This window comes from Spartinivicinus ruber (genome assembly GCF_011009015.1).
GTDB classification, from domain to species: domain Bacteria; phylum Pseudomonadota; class Gammaproteobacteria; order Pseudomonadales; family Zooshikellaceae; genus Spartinivicinus; species Spartinivicinus ruber.
Window position 1 is genome coordinate 5,262,031 of record NZ_CP048878.1, and the last position, 20,131, is coordinate 5,282,161.

18 protein-coding genes are annotated in these 20,131 nt (G+C 38.2%); 3 read left to right on the forward strand and 15 right to left on the reverse strand.

Translation table 11 applies throughout. The features are described from left to right. Positions 1–235 precede the first annotated feature (235 nt). On the reverse strand, positions 236–3,619 hold the full coding sequence (locus G4Y78_RS23855; RefSeq protein ID WP_163835386.1) for a trypsin-like serine protease: 3,384 nt from the start codon (positions 3,617–3,619) through the stop codon (positions 236–238). 600 nt (positions 3,620–4,219) lie between these two features. Between G4Y78_RS23855 and G4Y78_RS23860 the strand changes: the two genes are divergently transcribed. Together G4Y78_RS23860 and G4Y78_RS23865 are read left to right on the forward strand one after the other, a co-directional pair. Further along, on the forward strand, positions 4,220–5,089 hold the full coding sequence (locus tag G4Y78_RS23860; RefSeq protein WP_163835387.1) for a LysR family transcriptional regulator: 870 nt from the start codon (positions 4,220–4,222) through the stop codon (positions 5,087–5,089). A gap of 238 nt (positions 5,090–5,327) precedes the next feature. Next, entirely contained in the window at positions 5,328–6,272 is a 945-nt protein-coding gene (locus G4Y78_RS23865; protein ID WP_163835388.1) for an AEC family transporter, read from the forward strand. A 47-nt stretch (positions 6,273–6,319) separates the two neighbouring features. On the opposite strand, the gene G4Y78_RS23870 is transcribed toward G4Y78_RS23865, so the two are convergent. The 5 genes from G4Y78_RS23870 to G4Y78_RS23890 all read right to left on the reverse strand — a co-directional run bounded on the left by G4Y78_RS23870 (position 6,320) and on the right by G4Y78_RS23890 (position 9,472). Beyond that, positions 6,320–7,153 carry a type 2 periplasmic-binding domain-containing protein gene (locus tag G4Y78_RS23870; protein ID WP_222937571.1) on the reverse strand — a complete coding sequence of 278 codons (834 nt, stop codon included), beginning with the start codon at positions 7,151–7,153 and terminating at the stop codon, positions 6,320–6,322. Between the two features lie 143 nt (positions 7,154–7,296). Beyond that, positions 7,297–7,788 carry a gamma-glutamylcyclotransferase family protein gene (locus tag G4Y78_RS23875; protein ID WP_268935016.1) on the reverse strand — a complete coding sequence of 164 codons (492 nt, stop codon included), beginning with the start codon at positions 7,786–7,788 and terminating at the stop codon, positions 7,297–7,299. Positions 7,789–7,791: 3 nt separating this feature from the next. Further along, positions 7,792–8,334: a DUF2058 domain-containing protein gene (locus G4Y78_RS23880; protein ID WP_163835390.1), complete on the reverse strand. Its 543-nt coding sequence runs from the start codon at positions 8,332–8,334 to the stop codon at positions 7,792–7,794. A 127-nt stretch (positions 8,335–8,461) separates the two neighbouring features. Next, positions 8,462–8,959, reverse strand: a complete 498-nt coding sequence (locus G4Y78_RS23885) for a cupin domain-containing protein (protein ID WP_163835391.1) — start codon at positions 8,957–8,959, stop codon at positions 8,462–8,464. A gap of 12 nt (positions 8,960–8,971) precedes the next feature. Next, entirely contained in the window at positions 8,972–9,472 is a 501-nt protein-coding gene (locus G4Y78_RS23890; protein ID WP_163835392.1) for an HAD family hydrolase, read from the reverse strand. 163 nt (positions 9,473–9,635) lie between these two features. Between G4Y78_RS23890 and G4Y78_RS23895 the strand changes: the two genes are divergently transcribed. Continuing rightward, entirely contained in the window at positions 9,636–10,628 is a 993-nt protein-coding gene (locus G4Y78_RS23895; RefSeq protein ID WP_163835393.1) for a polysaccharide deacetylase family protein, read from the forward strand. A gap of 80 nt (positions 10,629–10,708) precedes the next feature. Here the strand turns inward: G4Y78_RS23895 and G4Y78_RS23900 are convergent, their stop codons facing one another. The 9 genes from G4Y78_RS23900 to iolE form a co-directional block, all read right to left on the reverse strand. Then, complete coding sequence (locus G4Y78_RS23900; protein WP_163835394.1) at positions 10,709–11,341, reverse strand: LysE family translocator; 633 nt, start codon at positions 11,339–11,341, stop codon at positions 10,709–10,711. A gap of 166 nt (positions 11,342–11,507) precedes the next feature. Beyond that, positions 11,508–12,206: an MOSC domain-containing protein gene (locus G4Y78_RS23905; protein ID WP_163835395.1), complete on the reverse strand. Its 699-nt coding sequence runs from the start codon at positions 12,204–12,206 to the stop codon at positions 11,508–11,510. A gap of 12 nt (positions 12,207–12,218) precedes the next feature. Continuing rightward, on the reverse strand, positions 12,219–13,445 hold the full coding sequence (locus G4Y78_RS23910; protein WP_163835396.1) for a M1 family metallopeptidase: 1,227 nt from the start codon (positions 13,443–13,445) through the stop codon (positions 12,219–12,221). A 228-nt stretch (positions 13,446–13,673) separates the two neighbouring features. Further along, complete coding sequence (locus tag G4Y78_RS23915) at positions 13,674–14,159, reverse strand: GNAT family N-acetyltransferase (RefSeq protein ID WP_222937572.1); 486 nt, start codon at positions 14,157–14,159, stop codon at positions 13,674–13,676. A 20-nt stretch (positions 14,160–14,179) separates the two neighbouring features. Continuing rightward, positions 14,180–15,499: a TRAP transporter large permease gene (locus G4Y78_RS23920; protein WP_163835397.1), complete on the reverse strand. Its 1,320-nt coding sequence runs from the start codon at positions 15,497–15,499 to the stop codon at positions 14,180–14,182. A 33-nt stretch (positions 15,500–15,532) separates the two neighbouring features. Further along, entirely contained in the window at positions 15,533–16,093 is a 561-nt protein-coding gene (locus G4Y78_RS23925; RefSeq protein WP_163835398.1) for a TRAP transporter small permease, read from the reverse strand. A gap of 133 nt (positions 16,094–16,226) precedes the next feature. Continuing rightward, positions 16,227–17,204, reverse strand: a complete 978-nt coding sequence (locus G4Y78_RS23930; RefSeq protein WP_163835399.1) for a TRAP transporter substrate-binding protein — start codon at positions 17,202–17,204, stop codon at positions 16,227–16,229. 233 nt (positions 17,205–17,437) lie between these two features. Next, on the reverse strand, positions 17,438–18,943 hold the full coding sequence (locus tag G4Y78_RS23935) for a CoA-acylating methylmalonate-semialdehyde dehydrogenase (protein ID WP_163835400.1): 1,506 nt from the start codon (positions 18,941–18,943) through the stop codon (positions 17,438–17,440). 264 nt (positions 18,944–19,207) lie between these two features. After that, positions 19,208–20,107, reverse strand: coding sequence for a myo-inosose-2 dehydratase (gene iolE / locus G4Y78_RS23940; RefSeq protein ID WP_163835401.1), 900 nt, complete (start codon positions 20,105–20,107; stop codon positions 19,208–19,210). Positions 20,108–20,131 lie beyond the last annotated feature (24 nt).

Genomic DNA, 20,131 nt, shown 5'->3' on the forward strand with positions numbered 1-20,131 from the left:
TAAATACTTATTGGCGTGACCTTGCTATGAGAAAGAAACAGAGTCTTCAGAACTTCCCAACAACATTGTAACTTATATTTAGTCAATATTTCCTACAGTTAGGCTCTTTAGTCAGCTGATCACAAAACAATCAAACTTAAGCGAACCTCATATTGATATTACCCTTAGAATATACCTAATAACAAGATAGTAATTTCACGGCTACTCTGGTTTGCCGTGGATTGGTTACTGATTACTACTTACATTGATGGGCACTACGAATGGCTTTAATTTCTGCCATTAATTCAGGTCGTTGTACTGCTTTCAAAAACAGCTTGGTTTTTTCAGAAGTTAAATTATCTTCTCTAGGGTCCTCTTTTACTGATAATGACTTGTCTTCATAACGCCAGACTTTTCCCCATAATGTCAGAATAGTATTGCGCCAACAGTCATTATTTATAATTTCATCATAAATTTCCTTATGATTGTTACGCAGGAAATACAAATAGCGTTGGATATACCAGACAAAGCTCAACCCAGCATCGGCTTCACTGCCATAAGTAGTGTAATCATAAAAAGCATAACCAATAGAAAGTGAGTGGCTATATTGTACAGCTTCATCCATTACCGACTCCCAGCCTTGATCACCAACTGGACTACCTTTATTAATATAGGTGTCATCATAGTGGTTTTTAGGTACATCAGCTGAAAACTTGTCACGCTGAATATTATACAACGCAGGGTACTTGCGTGATTCCCTTAATGGACAGGTTGGCGTTACCCCTTTTGCTATTGGGTGCGCCTGTTCTGACCAGCTAGATAATTCATGAGCCAGGCCATGACCACACTCATGAACCGCTAAGTCAGCTGCATGAAATAACTCTTTTGCTGGCAGGCCCTTCCAAATACTTGTTGCCCGTTTAATCCAGTAGTCAGAACATTTTTGCCCCCCATGTTTAGGTGCCTTGCGTAGTATTTCTGCACCAAACGGATAACGAGCATCCAGAGCAGCAAAAATAGTTTTTGACACTTCTGCCAGTGGGGCATTAGTTCTATGTTTTTTCATAATATGATCAATATTGACTGCCGGATTGCCCATTCCAGACTCTTTATATTGACCATCCACACAATTCGCTGCGGTCATTTTTTCAAATAACCCTGAGCCATTGCTGTCATCATCAGGTTTATCATTATCACCTGGATCTGGTTTCGGATCTGGTTTCGGATCTGGCTTCGGATCTGGTTTCGGATCTGGTTTCGGATCTGGTTTCGGATCTGGCTTCGGATCTGGCTTCGGATCTGGCTTCGGATCTGGCTTCGGATCTGGCTTCGGATCTGGCTTCGGATCTGGCTTCGGATCTGGCTTCGGATCTGGCTTCGGATCTGGCTTCGGATCTGGCTTCGGATCTGGCTTCGGATCTGGCTTCGGATCTGGCTTCGGATCTGGCTTCGGATCTGGCTTCGGATCTGGCTTCGGCACTTTATCAGTTTTGACTAATTTTATTGAGTCAATAAAGAAGTCTGCTTCAGGTTCTGGTCCAAAAATATAAAGTTCTGCTTTTTTCAAGTTGCCCATTGGATTAATAGCAAAATCTGAAGCAATGTCATACCACTTTTCTCCCACAGGAATTTTACTGGTATTAATCGTTTTCCAATGATATCCCTTCTCGTCCACATAAAATAGACGTATATCGAGAGTTTGAGACTTTTTAACTGACTCGCCCAAACTGGCAGATAAATTTAAAGTATAACCTTGATTGCCCGTTATTTTATCCGTAACAGCTAAACCTCCACCAGCATACCAATGATTCCGCTTTCCAATATGCAAACTAAATTGGCCATCTTTGGCGCGGTGAGTACTTTGACTTAACTCACCCATTTTCCAGGCTGCTTTCCAGCCTTGAGTATCCGCTTCAAAGTCATGCTTCAGTATTAAATCAGGATCTGGTTGACTAGCGTCTTTTTCTGCAATTTTAACCTCATCAATAATTAGATTCTTTTTACCTTTGGGGCCAAATAGTAATAAGTGAGCTGCTTTTACCTCTCCCCCCACCGTATTTAACTGAAATTCTCCTTTTAAAGTATTTTGCTGATCAGTTATTTGATCAATACCAATATACTGGTAATAGTAAACGCCTATTTCGCTTTTTAATGCCAAAGCAGCAAAACCAAAATCTTTAACATCTCCTTTCTCTAACTGCATTTTGGCACTGAACTGATAGGTTATGCCCTTTTTTAATGGCGTTTTAATTTTTTGAATAATGCCATCATAATAACTACCACGGCCACTAATATTTACCTGATAATCAGTACCGCAGTCTTTTTTCATTGATGTTTGTTTTATTTTGACTGCTTTAGTGTAATAAGCACGCCATTTAGTCAGCTGATTAAAATCCGGTTGCCCAAGTAAATTGCCTTTGAGTAAATCAGGTTTACTACATGCTGTGTTTGGTTGGTCTGGATCTGGATTAGGTTTTCCTGGCCCGTTTGGATCTGGCTTGTCAGGATCTGGCCAACCGGGTCCATCAGGATCACTAGGATCTGGTTTATTTGGATCCGGCTTATCTGGCCAATCAGGGCCATCAGGATCATTTGGGTCTGGTTTATTCGGATCTGGCTTGTCTGGCCAATCAGGACCATCAGGATCATTTGGGTCTGGTTTATTCGGATCTGGCTTGTCTGGCCAATCAGGGCCATTAGGATCATTTGGGTCTGGTTTATCTGGATCTGGTTGGTCTGGCCAATCCGGGCCATCAGGATCATTAGGGCCTGGTTTATCTGGATCTGGTTTTGGGTTGGGACTATCAGCTAAATCCACATACTTTTTAATCCAGTCAGTGTAATTAGCCACTTTGGTATACACACCTGGATAACCAGGTTTAGCACACCCTTGACCAAAGCTCACGACACCTACTTGATATAGTTCGTTATACCATTTAACAAATAGCGGACCACCACTGTCCCCTTGACAAGAATCTTTCCCTCCTTGCTTATAACCAGCACACACCATATTCTCAGTTAAGCCATAATAAGCTTGCTGACACTCTTGCTGTTTAACAATTGGCACATCCACTTCTCGCAATTTATTAGGCAACCCTAAAGAAGCAGCGATATTTTTCTGTCGAGTATCTCCCCAACCCGCTACGGTCATCATTGCACCTGGCTGTGCAGCTGAATGGTGAACATTGATATCAGCTATTTTTATAGGGGCAACATCAGCTTTAATAGGACGGTTCAACTTAACTAAAGCAATATCATTATCAGAAGAGCGGCTATTATACTCCGGATGCGGTATAAAACGCTCAATAGAAATTACCTCTCCTTCACGGTTATTGGTTCGATCAAAGCGTCCTACGGTAACCCTATTCACCCCTTTACAGTGAGCTGCAGTCAAAATCCACTCTTTATTTAAAATACTTCCGCCACAGCCATTTAACCAAGCCATAAATTTTCGCTCAGCAAAGTTGGACTCTCGGCCTCCTACAATTGCCGCCATTGTAGGCTTATTCTTAATAAGCTCAGCTTTATTTTGACCTGCTTCATTTTTTATAGAACCTCCATGAGCGGTACCAATAACAGCTAAACATAATGTAGACAGTGTTAATCGTATAGAATATGTGGGAAGTGGCTTCACTTTCATTACTGTGAGTCCTGTTAATCTTTGCGGAAAAATACTAGAAATGTGGTGCAGTTAGCCCCAAAATTAGTAGCCCACGAACAAAATAAGGTAAAAGTTTCTTCTCCATTTACTCTCTAGCTGTGTTACTTTTTCTCGATCTAGGCCCACTATGCCTGTAAAAAACACCTTGCCAGAAAATAAGTGACTTTGAAGACTGTTAACCAACTTTACGCATGGAACACTAGGGTATTAACATTTAACAAATCACAATTGTCGTAAAGACTAATCAGAACGCTAGCAATAAAATAGTAACTGTTACACTAAAGCACAAGAAACTAAGACAGCATTAGCTTTTAAGCTATTTTTTAGCTGTTCTTCATAAAATAAGTGCAAATTATTTATAGGCAGCACTAATTATTTATCTCATAAATATGGGATGAATGAGTTTTCAAATAGTTTACAAACAATCAACAAATCAAGATCACTTATTAATTTAATAATCGTTTTTTATTTTTTATCAAATAAATAATACCAGCGTATACTTTATCTCAGCAGAATCCCCCTAAAACCTTATAATTTAGTTATAATAGTCACTAAACAAGACCATAAAACAAGGAACCTATGTCCATCAAAGCCCTACGAGCACTAAAAGCCATCGCAGAAACAGGCAGTTTTGCTGCTGCTGCGGATCAGCTAGGATTAACCCTTTCTGCTGTTAGTTTGCAAATAAAAGCCCTTGAGCAGCAACTCAATACTGCTTTATTTGATCGATCTGGCCGAAATGCTAAGCTGAATCATAATGGACAACAGGTATTTGAACAAATACTTAATCTCTATAATCAGCTTAGTTATGACCTAGGTGACAGTGAGCACTTTTCCGGGCAGTACTCCCTTGGAGCAATTCATAGTGTGCAAATTGGTCCTTTAGCGCCTATTTTGGCAAACCTGCATAAAGACCACCCAAACTTGCAGATTAGGGTCAGAAGAGGTCAATCAGCTGAGCTGGCTAATGGCGTTGAAAAAAATAGACTCGATGCTGCTTTAATCACCGAACCTCTAACTCATTACGCCTCCAGTTGTACTTTTATTCCCTATACTGAAGAGCCATTTTATATAGTCGCGAATCAAGGTACGACACTATCCGATGAAACCAAGTTGCTGCATGAAGTCCCTTTTATTCGTTTTGATAAGCGTGCTTGGGCTGGCGCCATTATTGATGACGAGCTAATGCGACGTGGTATCCAGGTCAATGAATGGATGGAATTGGACTCGATGGAGGCAGCACTAAGAATGGTAGAATATGGCTTAGGTATTACAATCATGCCTTTAAACAAGCAACGGTTGCAACAGCTGGCAAAGTCCTTCCAGCTAATCCCTTTTGGCAGCCCGCCTTTAAAGCGCACCATTGGGGTCTATCAAAAACCTAATAACAGTAGAGCTCCTGTGACTAAGCTTGTATATGAGCTAATGATGAAGCATATTTTTAGTTGAGTTTTTTTAAACTATCTATCAAGAAAATAAAAATTTTTTTAAGTCAGTTTAAGCTGTATGCTAGAGAGGAACAAAGTCGCTTTTGCGGCGGCCTAGGACCTGTTAACACTATTTGAATCACCACTGCCGTAGACTATTTTTTCGCCCAGCAACGCACAAGGAATGCCATATAGTGATATTCAAATAGTGTTAACAGTCCCTAAAGAAAAACTTGTTTTATAGCCATCTTAAACTGACCATGAATACAATTATTGAAGCACTAATCCCTATCTGTTTTGCCATTGCCAGTGGCTATATCATCAAACATTTAGCAAACATCCACACAAGTGTATGGTCTGGTATCGAAAAGGTCACTTACTACCTGCTCGCACCTGCTATTCTTATCGATACTATTACTCGACATTCTTTAGCAGAGTTACCATGGCCAACCATTGTTATGGTAACAAACACTACAATTTTTGCCTGTTGTCTCTTGTTGGCCTTTTGGTTACTGTTTGACAAATCCTTATCAAAACCAACATTTACTTCTGTTTTTCAAGGGGGAATTCGGTTTAATACTTTTATAGCTCTGGCGATTACCAATGCTCTATTTGGCGACAAAGGATTAATCGTTGGCGCCTTAGTGGCTGTCACAATGATTGTTCTTATTAATATTTTATGTGTGGCTATTTTTTGTTTATTAATTAAAAGTGATAGCAGCACCTCACCTTCTCTTATCGCTCAACTTACTAGAAACCCATTAATTATTGCTTGCTTGGTGGGCTTATTGATCAATATCCTCAATATTCAACCACCAAAAGCTATAGCGGATTCTATTTCATTATTAGGTCGTGCTGCATTTCCCATTGGGCTAATGGCCGTGGGTGCAGGATTAGAACTAAAACGGTTATTTAGTGACTGGAAACCATCTTTATTAGCTTCTTTTGTACAGTTTGCCTTTAAGCCTGTTGCTGCAGTATTTATTATCAGCTATTTTTCACTAACACCTATAACTGCAACCGTAATCATAATCTTTTTTAGTGTCCCAACAGCCCCCTCTTCTTATATTTTATCACGGCAAATGGGAGGAGATCATCAATCAATGGCATCTATTATCACCACACAAACGTTATTATCATTTATAACAATGCCGGTATCATTATGGATGACAAATCAATTTTTTGTGTTTAACAGCAGCTTATAATTAAATGATAAAAAAATTATTTTTTTGATAATATTCAAGCTATTTTTTCAATGTTTTAATAATTCCTCTTGCATAATTTTTTTAACCATTCCACTTTTCTTAAGCTTATATAGTTCAACATCAAAACTTTTCATAAATTCTTTATAAAAAGGATATTTACCTTGATCAATTGCCACTTGCGAGTAGCCAATATAAACTGGATCAAGTCCAACCACCGGTCCTTTCACCAAGTTTACATACCTTACACCTACATCAAATTGCCTCGATTTTACTAACTTAGCATAAATTACATCGTATGAAGATTCTTCTGCTAGAAAGCAATCCCCTCTTCCCAACCCGGTCATAAGAATAACATTTTCAATACCTCTCACCTCGCCATACTTAATTTTACCTTGCTGAATAAACTCTCTAAAGCGGCTCCCACCCCAACCATCAAAGCCTACAATATTATTGATATGTAAGCCGATGAAATCATCAGGCCAAAGTGTTCTCTCCTTATCCATCACTTCTTCTTGACAGACAGCTAATATTTTTTCTTCATAAAAATGGATCGAGTAAGGATATAAATAAGGCCAATCATGACCATGAAAAAAAACAGGTGCCAAACCAAAACCTTGCCCTTTTTCCATCATTTGCTTACCACGCTGCCAAGCAACAGGGACCATTTTAACTTGAAAACCTTTCATGTTATTAAAAACGGTTTTTAAAACCTCAATATAAACACCTTCTGCTTGTTGCTTCAGTTTGTAAGAATAGGGCTTATAGCTATCATCCACATGAATAACTACGGATTTTTTTTCTCCATAAACTAATAGACAAATAAATGTTAAAAATAACAATGACCACCCACGAAGCCAGTAAAACATGTTATCAAATGCCATGAAGATTTCAAAAGACAAGTATATTTGGTAAGGCTAGTTTATTTTTATAGTAAGTCAAACCTAAATACTTGTTATAGGCTAAGTCTAAATAATGACGTACAGTTGACTAATAAGTGATAGTTACAATTTTCAGTTTTAGAATATTAACTGTAAATTAACATTTCTTGCTTTACTCGCGAAATATCAGGATCTTCTATTGTGTTTACTGACTCTAACATTTGAATATAGTGACTAGGTAGTCCTATGGATTTTGCACCATATACAACGTGGGTTTTATACCAGCTAAATGGTTGTAAAGAACTATCTATTTTCGTAGCGTAATATAAAAAAGCTTTGTAAGTATCACCTTGGTGATTAATAATATTAATGATTTTGTCTAAATACCCTTTACCAAGTCCTTCAATTTTATCGAGCTGCTTTTTATGATCCGGCTCCAGCTGATAAATGACTCCCCAAACAGAATCATCACTACTCCCTGTATAATAAGCATCACATTTACCCGATCCATCCATACCACACTTGTGAAATCGCAGCTGATAGCGTGTCAACCTACCGATATCAACCAGGTTGACCGCACCAATACGCTGTTGCAAGCGCAGCACAGACATATTTGAACCGTAAGCAAAATACAGCACGGTTTACCACATCAGATCATCAGGAATTTGATAATCGGCATATGGGTCATCTTCATCAATCCCTTGTTGCGTATTGTCAGCACTATACACAACACATGACTCATCTCTCAATTTAATTTTTTCTGCTATACCTTTTGGTATCAATTCATAGCCTTCACTTAGTTTAACAATTGCTAGTCGGCCTTTACTAAGATCAACTTGTATCTGTTCTGTTACATAGATTTTTTTAATTTTTTTATCGTCGGTGAAATTGTATCCGATATCACCATCACCCTTAGCAACTTTATTTAGCTCAATTAGCTGCTTAATCTGTGCAGCAATAGCCTTTTTTTCTGCTTCAGCCTTGCGCTCTAAGTTTAGCTGTCTATCCCGCTCAGCTTTTTCTTCTATAGCCTGCTGAGCACTCAGCTTAGTTTCATCAATCGTTGCTTCTTTGCTTTTTTGCTTGGTTTTTTTCTGCTTATGTTGGCTTTTCTTTATTTGATTTGCCTTTTTCTTATCCACCAACCCCGCATTGAGTAACTGATCTTGTAATGACTTGCTCATATTGTAACCTTGATTCTTCTACGGGTTGGCTACTCTCACCAAGAATGCTTGCCAACCCCAATAGTCCAAAATATATAAGGAATTAAGTTGCTACATTATACGTTATCTTACCAAAGATAGTCGCTATTTACCTTACTAATGGTTCTAATACAGCCCTTACCTCACTATTAAATGACTGAATATGGGCTTTAGATGCTATTTCATTATCAGCATACTCAAAACCAGGTGTAACCACTTCACTGATTAATCCATAATCACCTTCACACAATTCTGCCGCTTTCCATACCCCACCAGGTACCACCATTTGCAACTGATACCCCTGATCAAGGTTTGCCCCTAGCAACTGCTGCCGTAGTACCCCCTGTTCAGTTACAGTTGTATACCTTATTGCTCCCCCCAAGTGAAAGTAATGAATAATATCCGACTTATTACGGTGCAAGATATTTACTGGATAATCTTTAGTTAATAGGTAAAAGATTGAAGTACACAGCCGTCTACTACTACCTACTTGGGTACTCTCTACAATCCGATTATTCGACTCATAAGTTCGACGATAATAGCCAGATTCAAATGGGTGAGGCTCTAACCTTAACAACTTTATAATATCTTCAGCTTTATATAACATGAGTTTTAGCCTCTAAACGTCATTTACAAAGAAAATATCAAACAGTTCCGTTAACCTGTAAATGTCGTTTACTCCTGTCGGTGTAGGCAACTTCGCAGGATTAAACCAGATAGCAGATAAACCACAAGCCAACGCTCCCTTCACGTCATTATCAAGGTTATCACCAATCATCAACAGCTCACTTTTGGTACAACCAAGTGAAAAGGCAATGGCATCAAAAAATGCTTGTGAAGGTTTAGCGTGGCCAATTGTTGTATAACAAAAAACTCTCTGAATATATTGATTTATATCTACTCTCGACAAAGCAGAACGAATTTGTTCTTCATTTGAGTTTTTAGCATTGGTAGCCAAATGACAACAAATACCTTTCTTATTTAACATAATTAAGGTCTCTATCGCTCCCTCTACTACTGATAATTCCGGCCATGCCATCATTGGTCCTTGCATATCAGGATTATCCACCATCAAGGTGTTACCCCAGTCAAACAAAATGTGTGCAAATTGACTCGTCATTTTATCAAAAGCCCATTCTGTGAATTCCTACCATCTCACGCCATATTTAAGTATTATTACCAAAGCTTAATAGTGTAATGATATTAATCAATACTGTGAAAGTATAGATTATTTTATAATCACGAAGTAATACCCATGGACATGCAATATAAAAGGACATTAAATGAAAGCAAGTAAATACCACCCTACATCAATTCAAATTATCATATTTTTTCTTCTTTTATTCGCAACTCTATGGAATACGGTAAGCGCACAAGGAAAAGTAATAGCAATTGTTAGTGTTGATTGGGAAGGCAGGACCTTAGAAACCGAAAATTTACAAGCGATGCAAGCATTTCGTGAAGATTACCCCCATGTGGGTCTCTTACAGTTTTTAAATACTGCTTACTATACGAAACCCAATGCTAATCACCAAGCTATTACTCAAGCTATCCGCTCAGTCTTAAAGCCTAATGATGAACACGGCTTACATATCCATGCTTGGCGTTCTTTAGTTGAAGCAGCAGGCGTCAACTTTCGTACAGAACCCAACTGGTCATATCCAGGGCCTATCACTCTAAACAATTGTCATCTAACAGGTGATTGCGGCCATAATGTTCCTATCAGTGCCTACACCTATTACGAGTTACGTGATCTCATCCAATTTAGCAGCCTCACTTTGCTTAATGCAGGTTTTGATTATCCTATCAGTTTTCGTGCAGGTGGGTGGATGGCTGCCCCTCATGTCATCAATGCACTGTCAGCAGAAGGCTTTCAATTTGATTCCTCAGCAGCAGCCCCCATTCTGTTAAAAGGAAGACGGTGGTCTGACCGTTTATACAACTGGTTAAATGAACTGTGGGGAAATATCAATACAGTTTCACAGCCATATTTCATTGGTCCTAGTGAGGCTCCTTTGTGGGAGCTGCCTGATAACGGGATATTGGCAGACTATATCACAGGTAAAGAAATGCTTACTGTTTTAAAACGTAATGTGAAAAAGTGGCGTCAAAACCCAGATAAAAACGTTTATATTTCTATTGGCTTCCATCAAGAATCTGCCTCTAAATACATTAATCGTATCCGCGATGCAGTGGACCTGTTTGAAGCTTATACAACAGCGAATAATATCCCCTTTGAATGGGCAAAACTTCCTTTAAATCCAAATAATTTTTAGGGCTGGCCTTTAATCTATAAATTGGGTATATGATTATTTATTATAGTTTTATACCCAATATAAAGACTTCAACAACAGTATTATTTATTAGATTGCATTGCCAAAACAACACCAGCACCAATAAAAGTTGAGCCAAACACTTTTCCAATTTCTTGTTGTTTCATCGGCCTTAACTTATTACTTGCTTTTACCGCTAACATTGCATAACTAGATAAGCAAAAAAAAGAGCAGCTCATAAAGGTAGCTACAAGCAGCCCAAATTGATAGATAATTGGCTCATTGGCTTGAATAAATTGTGGAAATAGTGCTGTAGTAAAAGCAATCGCTTTAGGGTTAGTTAATGCTACCAATACACCTTGAAAATAAAGATTTTTTAGTCCAATTTGTTTTTTAGGCTGTTGTATATCGCTATGCACTGAGTTAAAACCTAATCCATTACGCCATAATTTTATTCCAACGTAAATTAAGTAAGTTGCCCCCACCATTTTTACGATAAAAAAGCCAGTTGTTGAGTAAAGAATAATAGTGCTTAACCCCATCACAGAGAGGAGTGACATCAAGAAAATGCCAGTGAGATTACCAAAAATTGTACTAATGGTTTTTGTAGGACCATAACAAACACTATGAGTTGACACCAACAATGCAGCAGGTCCTGGAGTAATAGTTGCAACTAAAGCAATAGACAAAAATAACAGCCAGTTATCAAAAGACACTACAAACTCCCTATCGACTTACTAATGGATATAAAAGCCAATCATAACCTCAACATTACTCACAGCGTAGGGTTTTTAAGCGAGGCCACCGAGCGATGAAGCCCCATGAGTATAGATAATAGGCTAAAAGACTGAAGTAAAGAGCAACGGTAACAAAGCTTAAAAATCATTCGCCAAGAGTATAATTTAATAAACGACGACACCAGCTATCTGATTTACTACTCACTAGCCAGTTATGTGCATGATTTCTCCAGTTTTCAGATAGTGCTTTATAGTTTGCTAAACGCTCAAGGTCAGTTTGGTTATAGGCTCTGTTATATAAGATATCCGCACATTTTCTAACTGACAGCCCCTCAGTTGGTCTCTCTAACAACTCCAATTCATCACCTGGTTTTACCATACCTTCTTGCAATACCCGTAACAACCATCCGGTTTTACCATTGGCCTGCATTAATACTGACATCATAGGGTAATTGAACTGGATGTTCATTTTAAAACAGGGGGAACGGGGTTGGCTGATTTGTACTATAGCTTCACCCAAGTTAAAGATATCACCTATGTGACAGTTATCTTCATTAAGCTGAGCATTCGATAGATTTTCTCCAAAAACACCTGGCTTAAAAGACACTGGCGGACTATCCAAGTGCATAGCCTGCCAATATGTTTTCCAATATGCATAATGTTCAGCAGGGTAAAAATGTAGGGCTCGTTCTAATCCGCCATGAAATTGTTTCTCATACTGTTCATCTGCTTCAAGCCCATGATAACTACAAAACACCGGGCCATTTATTGGTGTTTTATTTACCGCACTTTGAGTGACACTATCAAGTGATTGTGACTTACCAGCCAAAATGATTAAAATCATAATAATTACATATTATAAATACTGGTTAGCAATGGTTTGCCAAGTTTCTTTTCCAATAGCCTTAATCATAGCATCAATAAACGGCTGACTTAAGCTGATTGTGTTGGTATCAGCCTTATTATTAAGTAAAGCGATATATGTATCTAAATTTTTACCTGACTTCTGCAATGCTTGCTCCAATGTTTGCCAAAAAGCAGCTCCTTTTAGATAAAACAACGGGTAGTAACTCATATCCTGCTGTTCTACAACCATGTTTTGGGCTTCATATAGCCCTGCATTAGCATGAGGAAAAGTATGCTTGTTTTTTTGCCATTCATTTACTGGCACTCTGGTTTTTACCTTAGAAAGCTGTACAGCTTTGAAAGCATAATATTCAGCTAAACTTTCATTTATCCAGGCTGGGAAAGTATAACTCGATAAGCCATGTATTGTCTCATGAGCAGAAACCCTTAATAACATAGGTAGAGTTTTATTAGTTAACTTACCATCATCAACCAAATAATTAGCAATATAGGCGCCAGCACCTGCTGCACCACTCACTGTCTTATATTTTTGGTCAATCGCAGTCCAGATTAATGACCAATTCAGTTGCTGTTGCTTATGAGAAAATACCTGGCTTAAGTAAGTATATTGCTGCTCCAATTGACGGCTAATATTTGGCAGCTCATGTGATAATATATCAGAATCAGCAAAAAGCTTTAAATTCAAACGATCAGTAGTGATTGTTGCTGTATTTTTTCCCCAAGCAAATAGCAAAGGCCCACCACTTTTGTCGGGTATTTTTGCACAAATATTTTCATTACCCGCTACACAAACAGAAGCAAACTTAACACCAGCAATACGGGGCAAATTACCCCACTCAAATAACAACCACCACCCCTCTGGTGAATAGATATTTTGTTGGCTTGAAGCATTATACTGATTATTTTGTAGCTTTTTAAACTGCACTTGCCACTGTAAAGATTGGCAATCTATTGGTTTACCGAATTGAATAGTAGTTTTAGACTTTTCGCTTGTTAAACAACCAATATTGAGCGTTGATGGATTAGCACTTGAAGAAACTTCTCTAGAGGGTTCTAACACAAATTCCCCTAGTTGAGAGGTATCTATAGAAATGGTTGCACTGGTAGGATTGTCTTTAGCAGTGTCAAGCCAGTAAGTCAGCTCTCGTGCTGTTACAGTATAGGAAACAACAGTTAAATAGAAGAAAACAATTATCTTGTTAGCTAATGGATGCATGATTGTGCTTTACCTCTAACAGCTTTTATCATTTAGTTGTTCTAAATAAACGATGCGCAACAACGAGTAGTGCTTTTACAGTCATAACCCTTCGGGCCGTGATTATTTTTCCACCCAGCGGGCTTACAAGTCATTTATGTAGAATGACTACACGGCATTCCTTGTACTTTATTGATTAAAAAACAATCTACGACAGTGGTGGTCCAAATAATGTCAACAGGCCCTACTTCATTCCAGCCACTTATACATAATATAAGTATCAACAAAACCAAACCTTTTATGTAGATATGCTTTTGGTACAGTACCAACTATATTAAATCCTAGCTTCTCCCATAGTTTCACAGCAACCTCATTAGTTGAAACAACAGCATTAAACTGCATTGCCTTAAAACCTAACTCTAAAGCACGTTCCTGTGAGTGAAGACATAACTGCTTCGCTACACCTTTGCCTCTAGCCTGTGGGGTTACTATATAGCCACAGTTGCAAACATGGCTACTTGGGCCAGCTCCATTTGGCTTTAAGTAGTAAGAGCCAAGTATTGTTTCAGCTTCTATTGCAAAACTGGTCTCTAGCGGCTGCAAACACCATACATCATACGCCTGTTGTTTCGACATAGTTGAATCAAAAGCATAGGTTTCTTGATCGGTTATAACCTGGTGAAACGTTGGCCAAAAAACATCGAAATCCTGTTGTTTTAATTTCCTAATATGCACTATAACTACCTCAACAGCTTCTAGAAATTATTCATCTGTTCTGGCAACCATAATACAATCTGAGGAAAAAAGCCCATTAATACTACTGCAAATAACATGAGTAAAAAGAACGGAAATGCATAACGTGCAATGGTTAATATATTCTTTTCTGTTAAAGATTGAATCACAAATAGGTTGAAACCGACAGGTGGAGTAATTTGTGACATTTCCACTACCACCACTAAGTAAATACCAAACCAAATAGGATCAATACTAACACTTTCAATAATAGGTAAAATAATCGAAGTCGTCAGCACCACAACTGAAATACCATCTAAAAAGCAACCTAAAATAATAAAAAAAAGTGTAAGCACCATTAATAACAATAAAGGCGAAAACTGTTGAGCCCCTATCCACTCAGCTAACTCTCTTGGAATACCAGTAAACCCCATAGCCGCTGTTAAAAATGCAGCACCAGATAATATAAAGACAATCATACAAGAGGTACCAGTAGCTGACATTAATGAATCAATAAATCCTTTAATTGATAACGTTCCTTTTAGCTTGGTAATGAGCAATGACAATATCACCCCTACTGCAGCCGCTTCAGTAGGGGAGGCTATACCAAAATATATAGAGCCTATCAGTCCGCCAATCAGTAAAATAATAGGTAATAAATTAGTTAAAGCGGACAGTTTTTCTGCAAGCGTATACTGATAGCTCAATATTTGACAAATTTCATTGTTTTTTCTCGACTTTTTAAATGATGACTGTATCATTACATAGCTTGTAAATAGTAACAATAACAGTAAACCTGGTATTATTCCTGCGATAAATAATCTGGCAATGGACTGATCAGTAGTAGCCCCATAAACAATTAGAATAATAGAAGGTGGTATAAGTAAACCCAGTGTGCCAGAGCCAGCTAAAGTACCAATAGAAAGTTTTTCATCATAATTTCGTTTTGCTAACTCTGGTAAAGTCATTTTACCAATTGTAGCCGTTGTTGCAGAAGAAGAGCCTGAAACGGCTGCAAATAAACCACATCCCCAGATATTCACATGTAGCAAACTACCGGGAAGTTTACCTAACCAGGGGGCTAACCCTGCAAACATTGCTTCAGAGAGTTTATTTCTAAATAATATTTCCCCCATCCAAATAAACATAGGTAGTGAAGCTAATTCATAGGAGTTACCCGCCCCCCATATTGTTGTTACCAATACATCACCCGGTGACACAGGAGAGCCTAAAACCATTGCTAACAAGGCAACACAAATTAAAGCAATTGATACCCATATACCAGCAGCAAGTAAAATAAATAAAGTTAGGGTTAGAATAATCGCAATTAAACCTACTTCCATTAACAAACTTCCTTTAAGAGCTTTTAATCGCTATTAGTTAAATGTACTTCTGATTTGATGAAAAACTGCTTTTACTAGTCCATCCAAAGCAGCTATAATAAAAAATATTACACCTATTAACATAGCCAGCTGTGGTATCCATAGAGGAATTGGGATAATTCCTGGCGTTACTTCAGAAAATTCATAACTATCTATCATCAGCTTATAGGTATAATAAGTAAAATAACCACCAACTGTAACAGCTATACCATAACTTAAACACTCCAACAACCTGTTCCAATTACCTCTTACTTGCTCAATAAGAATTTTAACCCGAATATGCTGTCTATTGTGCAAGGTATAAGCTAGAGCAAAAAATGAACCAGAAATTAATAAACAACCAATGAAGTCTGCAGCAGATGGAATCATCAAGCCTAAGACTTTGCCAGTAAAAAAACTATAAAATTTATCAATAATTCGACCAACAACCTGCATAAATACTATCAAACAACTAGCAACCAAACATACCGCAGCTAACACACCACTAGTTTTATAAATTCTATCTAAAATATTTCTCATACCATATTTTTTAGACTTTGAGCCTGAATATTCCATCAGAATACATAATACTTAGATATAGTCCAACAAAATCGAGTCATGTAGCGTTTTAATATCTGATTATATATCCAGGTTAGCTTATGGATACCCTTAGAAACACTTTCAAACTATTTATTATATAAATTATTATTTACTTAAAAAGCGCCAACGTTCTTTTTCCTTCACTGCCTACTTCTTTAAGCCATTCCTCAGTCATGACATGACCAACATAAGATAGTTCAGAATGCAACTTACTTGAAGGATAAATTATCTTTAATCCATTTGCTTTCATTATCGCCACTTTTTTATTTGATTCTTGTTCACTCATTTCCCAACCGCGCTCTTCAGCTTTCTTTGCTGCAATTAATATAGCAGCCTGATTTTCTTTAGTGAGTTTAGAAAACTGCTTAGCATTTACAAACACCATATTCTTTGGTATCCACGCTTGAAAATGATGATAATGGCTTAGAAAGTCCCATGCTTTCGTATTTGCGCCAGTTGCTGGTGAAGTTATCATAGAATCAACCCGCCCCGTTGAAAAAGCTGTTGCAATATCAGCCGCTTCAATTTGAGTAGGCACAGCCTGTAGTAATTGAGCAAGTCTTTCTGTATATTTATTGTAAACCCTTAGTTTCAAACCTTGTAAATCAATAACTGCTTTTATTTTTTTCTTTGCAAATAGTCCTTGAGGCTGCCAAGGCACAGAAAATAATAATTTTAGGCCTTGTTTTGCTAATTTTACTTCAGTTTTTTCTCTACTCGCTTGCCAAAGTTTACGTGCTTGCTGATAATCAGTTGCTAAGTAAGGAATAGAATCTAATGCAAAGAAGCTATCTTCATTAGATAACCGAGATATTAACACTTCACCAATTGGTACTATGCCACGTCTGACTGATTTTTTAATTTCTGGATGTTTTATTAATGACCCAGCACTATGTACTGTAATGTTCAATTCATTGTGTGTCGCTTTTAGTACTTCATCAGCAAATAACCTGATGTTTTTAGTATGAAAAGTTGAATCACTATAGGGTGTTGGCATATCCCATCGTATTTCGGCCTGGATAACATTCATGTTAAGTAAAAGAACCAAGCACACCATAATAGCGTAGAAGCTTCTACAAATTCTCATAACACACACCCTTCTTTTGATTGTAATTATTTACTTTCGATAAATGCTTTTGTTTATCTACTGCAAGTACTAAATTTGTCCAAAATCAAGGCGACAGTGTAAACCAGTGCCGTATAAATTGTCATCCACCCCAGAAATTTCACAGCATACTAAACAATAGTTGACATTATGACTAAGCATAAAAAAACCACAGTTAACTGTGGTTTTTTTATGCTTCATTTTCGGCTATGTAGTTATTTCATTGTTGGCATTGAGAACTCAGCCCCTTGCACAGTCGAACTATCAGGCCAACGTGCTGTTACCATTTTCATTCTTGTATAAAATCGCACCCCATCTGGACCATGCATGTGTAGTGGACCAAATAAAGATCGCTTCCAACCACCAAAACAATGAAATGCCATTGGTACTGGAATTGGCACATTAACACCTACCATTCCCACTTGGATATGCTGAGCATATTGTCTGGCCGCATTACCATCACGAGTAAATATAGCGGTACCATTGCCATATTCATGCGCATTAACCAACTCCACTGCTGATTGTAAGTCTGGCACCCGGACAACACATAACACTGGCCCAAAAATTTCTTCCTGATATATTTTCATATCAGGTTTTACATGGTCGAATAAAGTCCCACCCACATAAAAACCATTTTCATTACCTTTTGCGGCAAAACCACGACCATCAACAATTAATTTAGCACCATCAGCAACACCAGCATCAATGTAACTGACAACTTTATCCCGATGTTCACTGCTAACTAATGGCCCCATATTGTTTTCAGGTGTTTGGCCAAACCCAGGCCCCACTTTTAAGTGTTCGACTTGCACGGCTAGCTTCTCAGTGAGCTTTTCTGCAACCTGATCACCCACCACTACAGCAACAGAAATAGCCATACAACGCTCTCCTGCTGAGCCATAAGCAGCTCCTATCAATGCATTTACTGTTTGATCTAAATCTGCATCAGGCATGACTATCATGTGATTTTTTGCACCACCTAACGCTTGTACTCGCTTACCATGTGCACAGCCTGTCTGATAAATATACTCAGCAATAGGTGTCGAGCCAACAAAACTAATTGCTTCAACTTGGCTATCAGTTAGTAATACATCAACTGACTCCTTGTCACCATTCACTACATTAAATACACCATCAGGCAAACCTGCTTCTTGTAACAACTCAGCCAAGCGAATGGGACAAGTCGGGTCTTTTTCAGAAGGCTTTAAAACAAAGGTATTACCACAAGCTAAGGCAATAGGAAACATCCACATGGGTACCATCGCCGGAAAATTAAATGGGGTAATCCCCGCAACAACACCCAGGGGTTGCATCATTGAATAACTATCAACATTACTTCCCACATTAAGTGAATGCTCCCCCTTCAATAAATGAGGAATACCACAAGCAAACTCTATCACTTCAAGGCCTCGGGTAATTTCACCTTGGGCATCACTATAAACTTTTCCATGTTCTGCTGTGATTATTTCAGCTAGCTCATTGCGATTTTTCTCAACTAATTCTTTGAATTTAAATAATACTCTGGCACGATTTAATGGAGTAACTTTTGACCATTCGGTAAATGAATCAGCTGCCGCACTAATTGCCTGCCGCGTTTCTTCTGCTGTTGACAACACCACTTCTGCAGTTTGCTTACCAGTAGCTGGATTAAATACTGGATTAACTCGTCCACTTTCACTATGAGCGATAATTCCATTGATAAAGTTATTAATTAGTTGCATTTTTATATTCCCATACCACCCAAATATATTATTCACGATTGATTTTTAGGGTTTTTTGTCGTCGCAAAGCACCAAGGATGGTTTGAATGCAGTTTACGCATGGCCGTATAGCAATGCAGGAGCAATAAACTGTCTTCGCCCTAATCATTTATTAAAATATAAACTCATAAGACTTCCTCTCTCAACGGCCGCCCCAAAAAAACATTCTCTTTGACTATGAAATTGATCATTATTCCATTTTCAAAAAAATTTATTTAGTGCCAGTTAACCGGCGAGTTCAAGTCCAGCTATTGACACCTGTTCAGACAAATATTGATAGCCCATCTTTGCATAAGTTAGAGGGCGAGCTACTGCTGGGTCCTGCTCTGCCTCTACCACTAACCATCCAGTATAATTATGCATTTTTAGTAGTTGCAAAATATTGGGATAGTCAACACAACCATCACCAGGTACTGTAAATACACCTTGTAATACCGCATTTAAAAAACTGCTATCAGTATTTTTTGCCCACTGTAGAATTTCTGGGCGGATATCTTTACAATGTATATGGCAAACACGCCCAATATGTCGCTTTATAGTTACCAATGGATCACCACCAGCATAAACCAGGTGTCCAGTATCTAACAGTAGCCCTACCGACTTTCCTGTTAGCATGATTAACTGGTCGATTTCAGATTCTGTTTCAATGATCGTTCCCATATGATGGTGATAAGCAATTTGAACTCCTTCACTCAGTGTATAATCAGCTAATTGAGTTAATCGCTCGGCATAAGGCTGCCAATCTGCTTTAGCTAAAACAGGGCGACGAGTTAAAGGCATATCTTTTTTACCATGAATGCATCCTGTCACTTCAGCAAATACCATTACTTGAGCACCAAGCGCTTTTAATAATTGTAAGTGAGGCTGGATAGCCTCAATTTCCTCCTCGACACTTCTAGTCATTAACTGACCACTGTACCAACCCGACACCAGATGTAAAGCATGCTTATCTAGAATAGGTCCCAATACGGCAGGGTCTCTAGGAAATTTATTGCCTAACTCAAACCCACTATATCCTGCTTGTTTTCCTTCCGCTAAACAAACCTCCAGTGGTGTTTCTGCCCCAAGTGCTGGCATATCATCGTTAGTCCAGGTAAGCGGATTAATTCCAATTTTTACTGCCATATTTGTACCTTCATCCAGAACTCA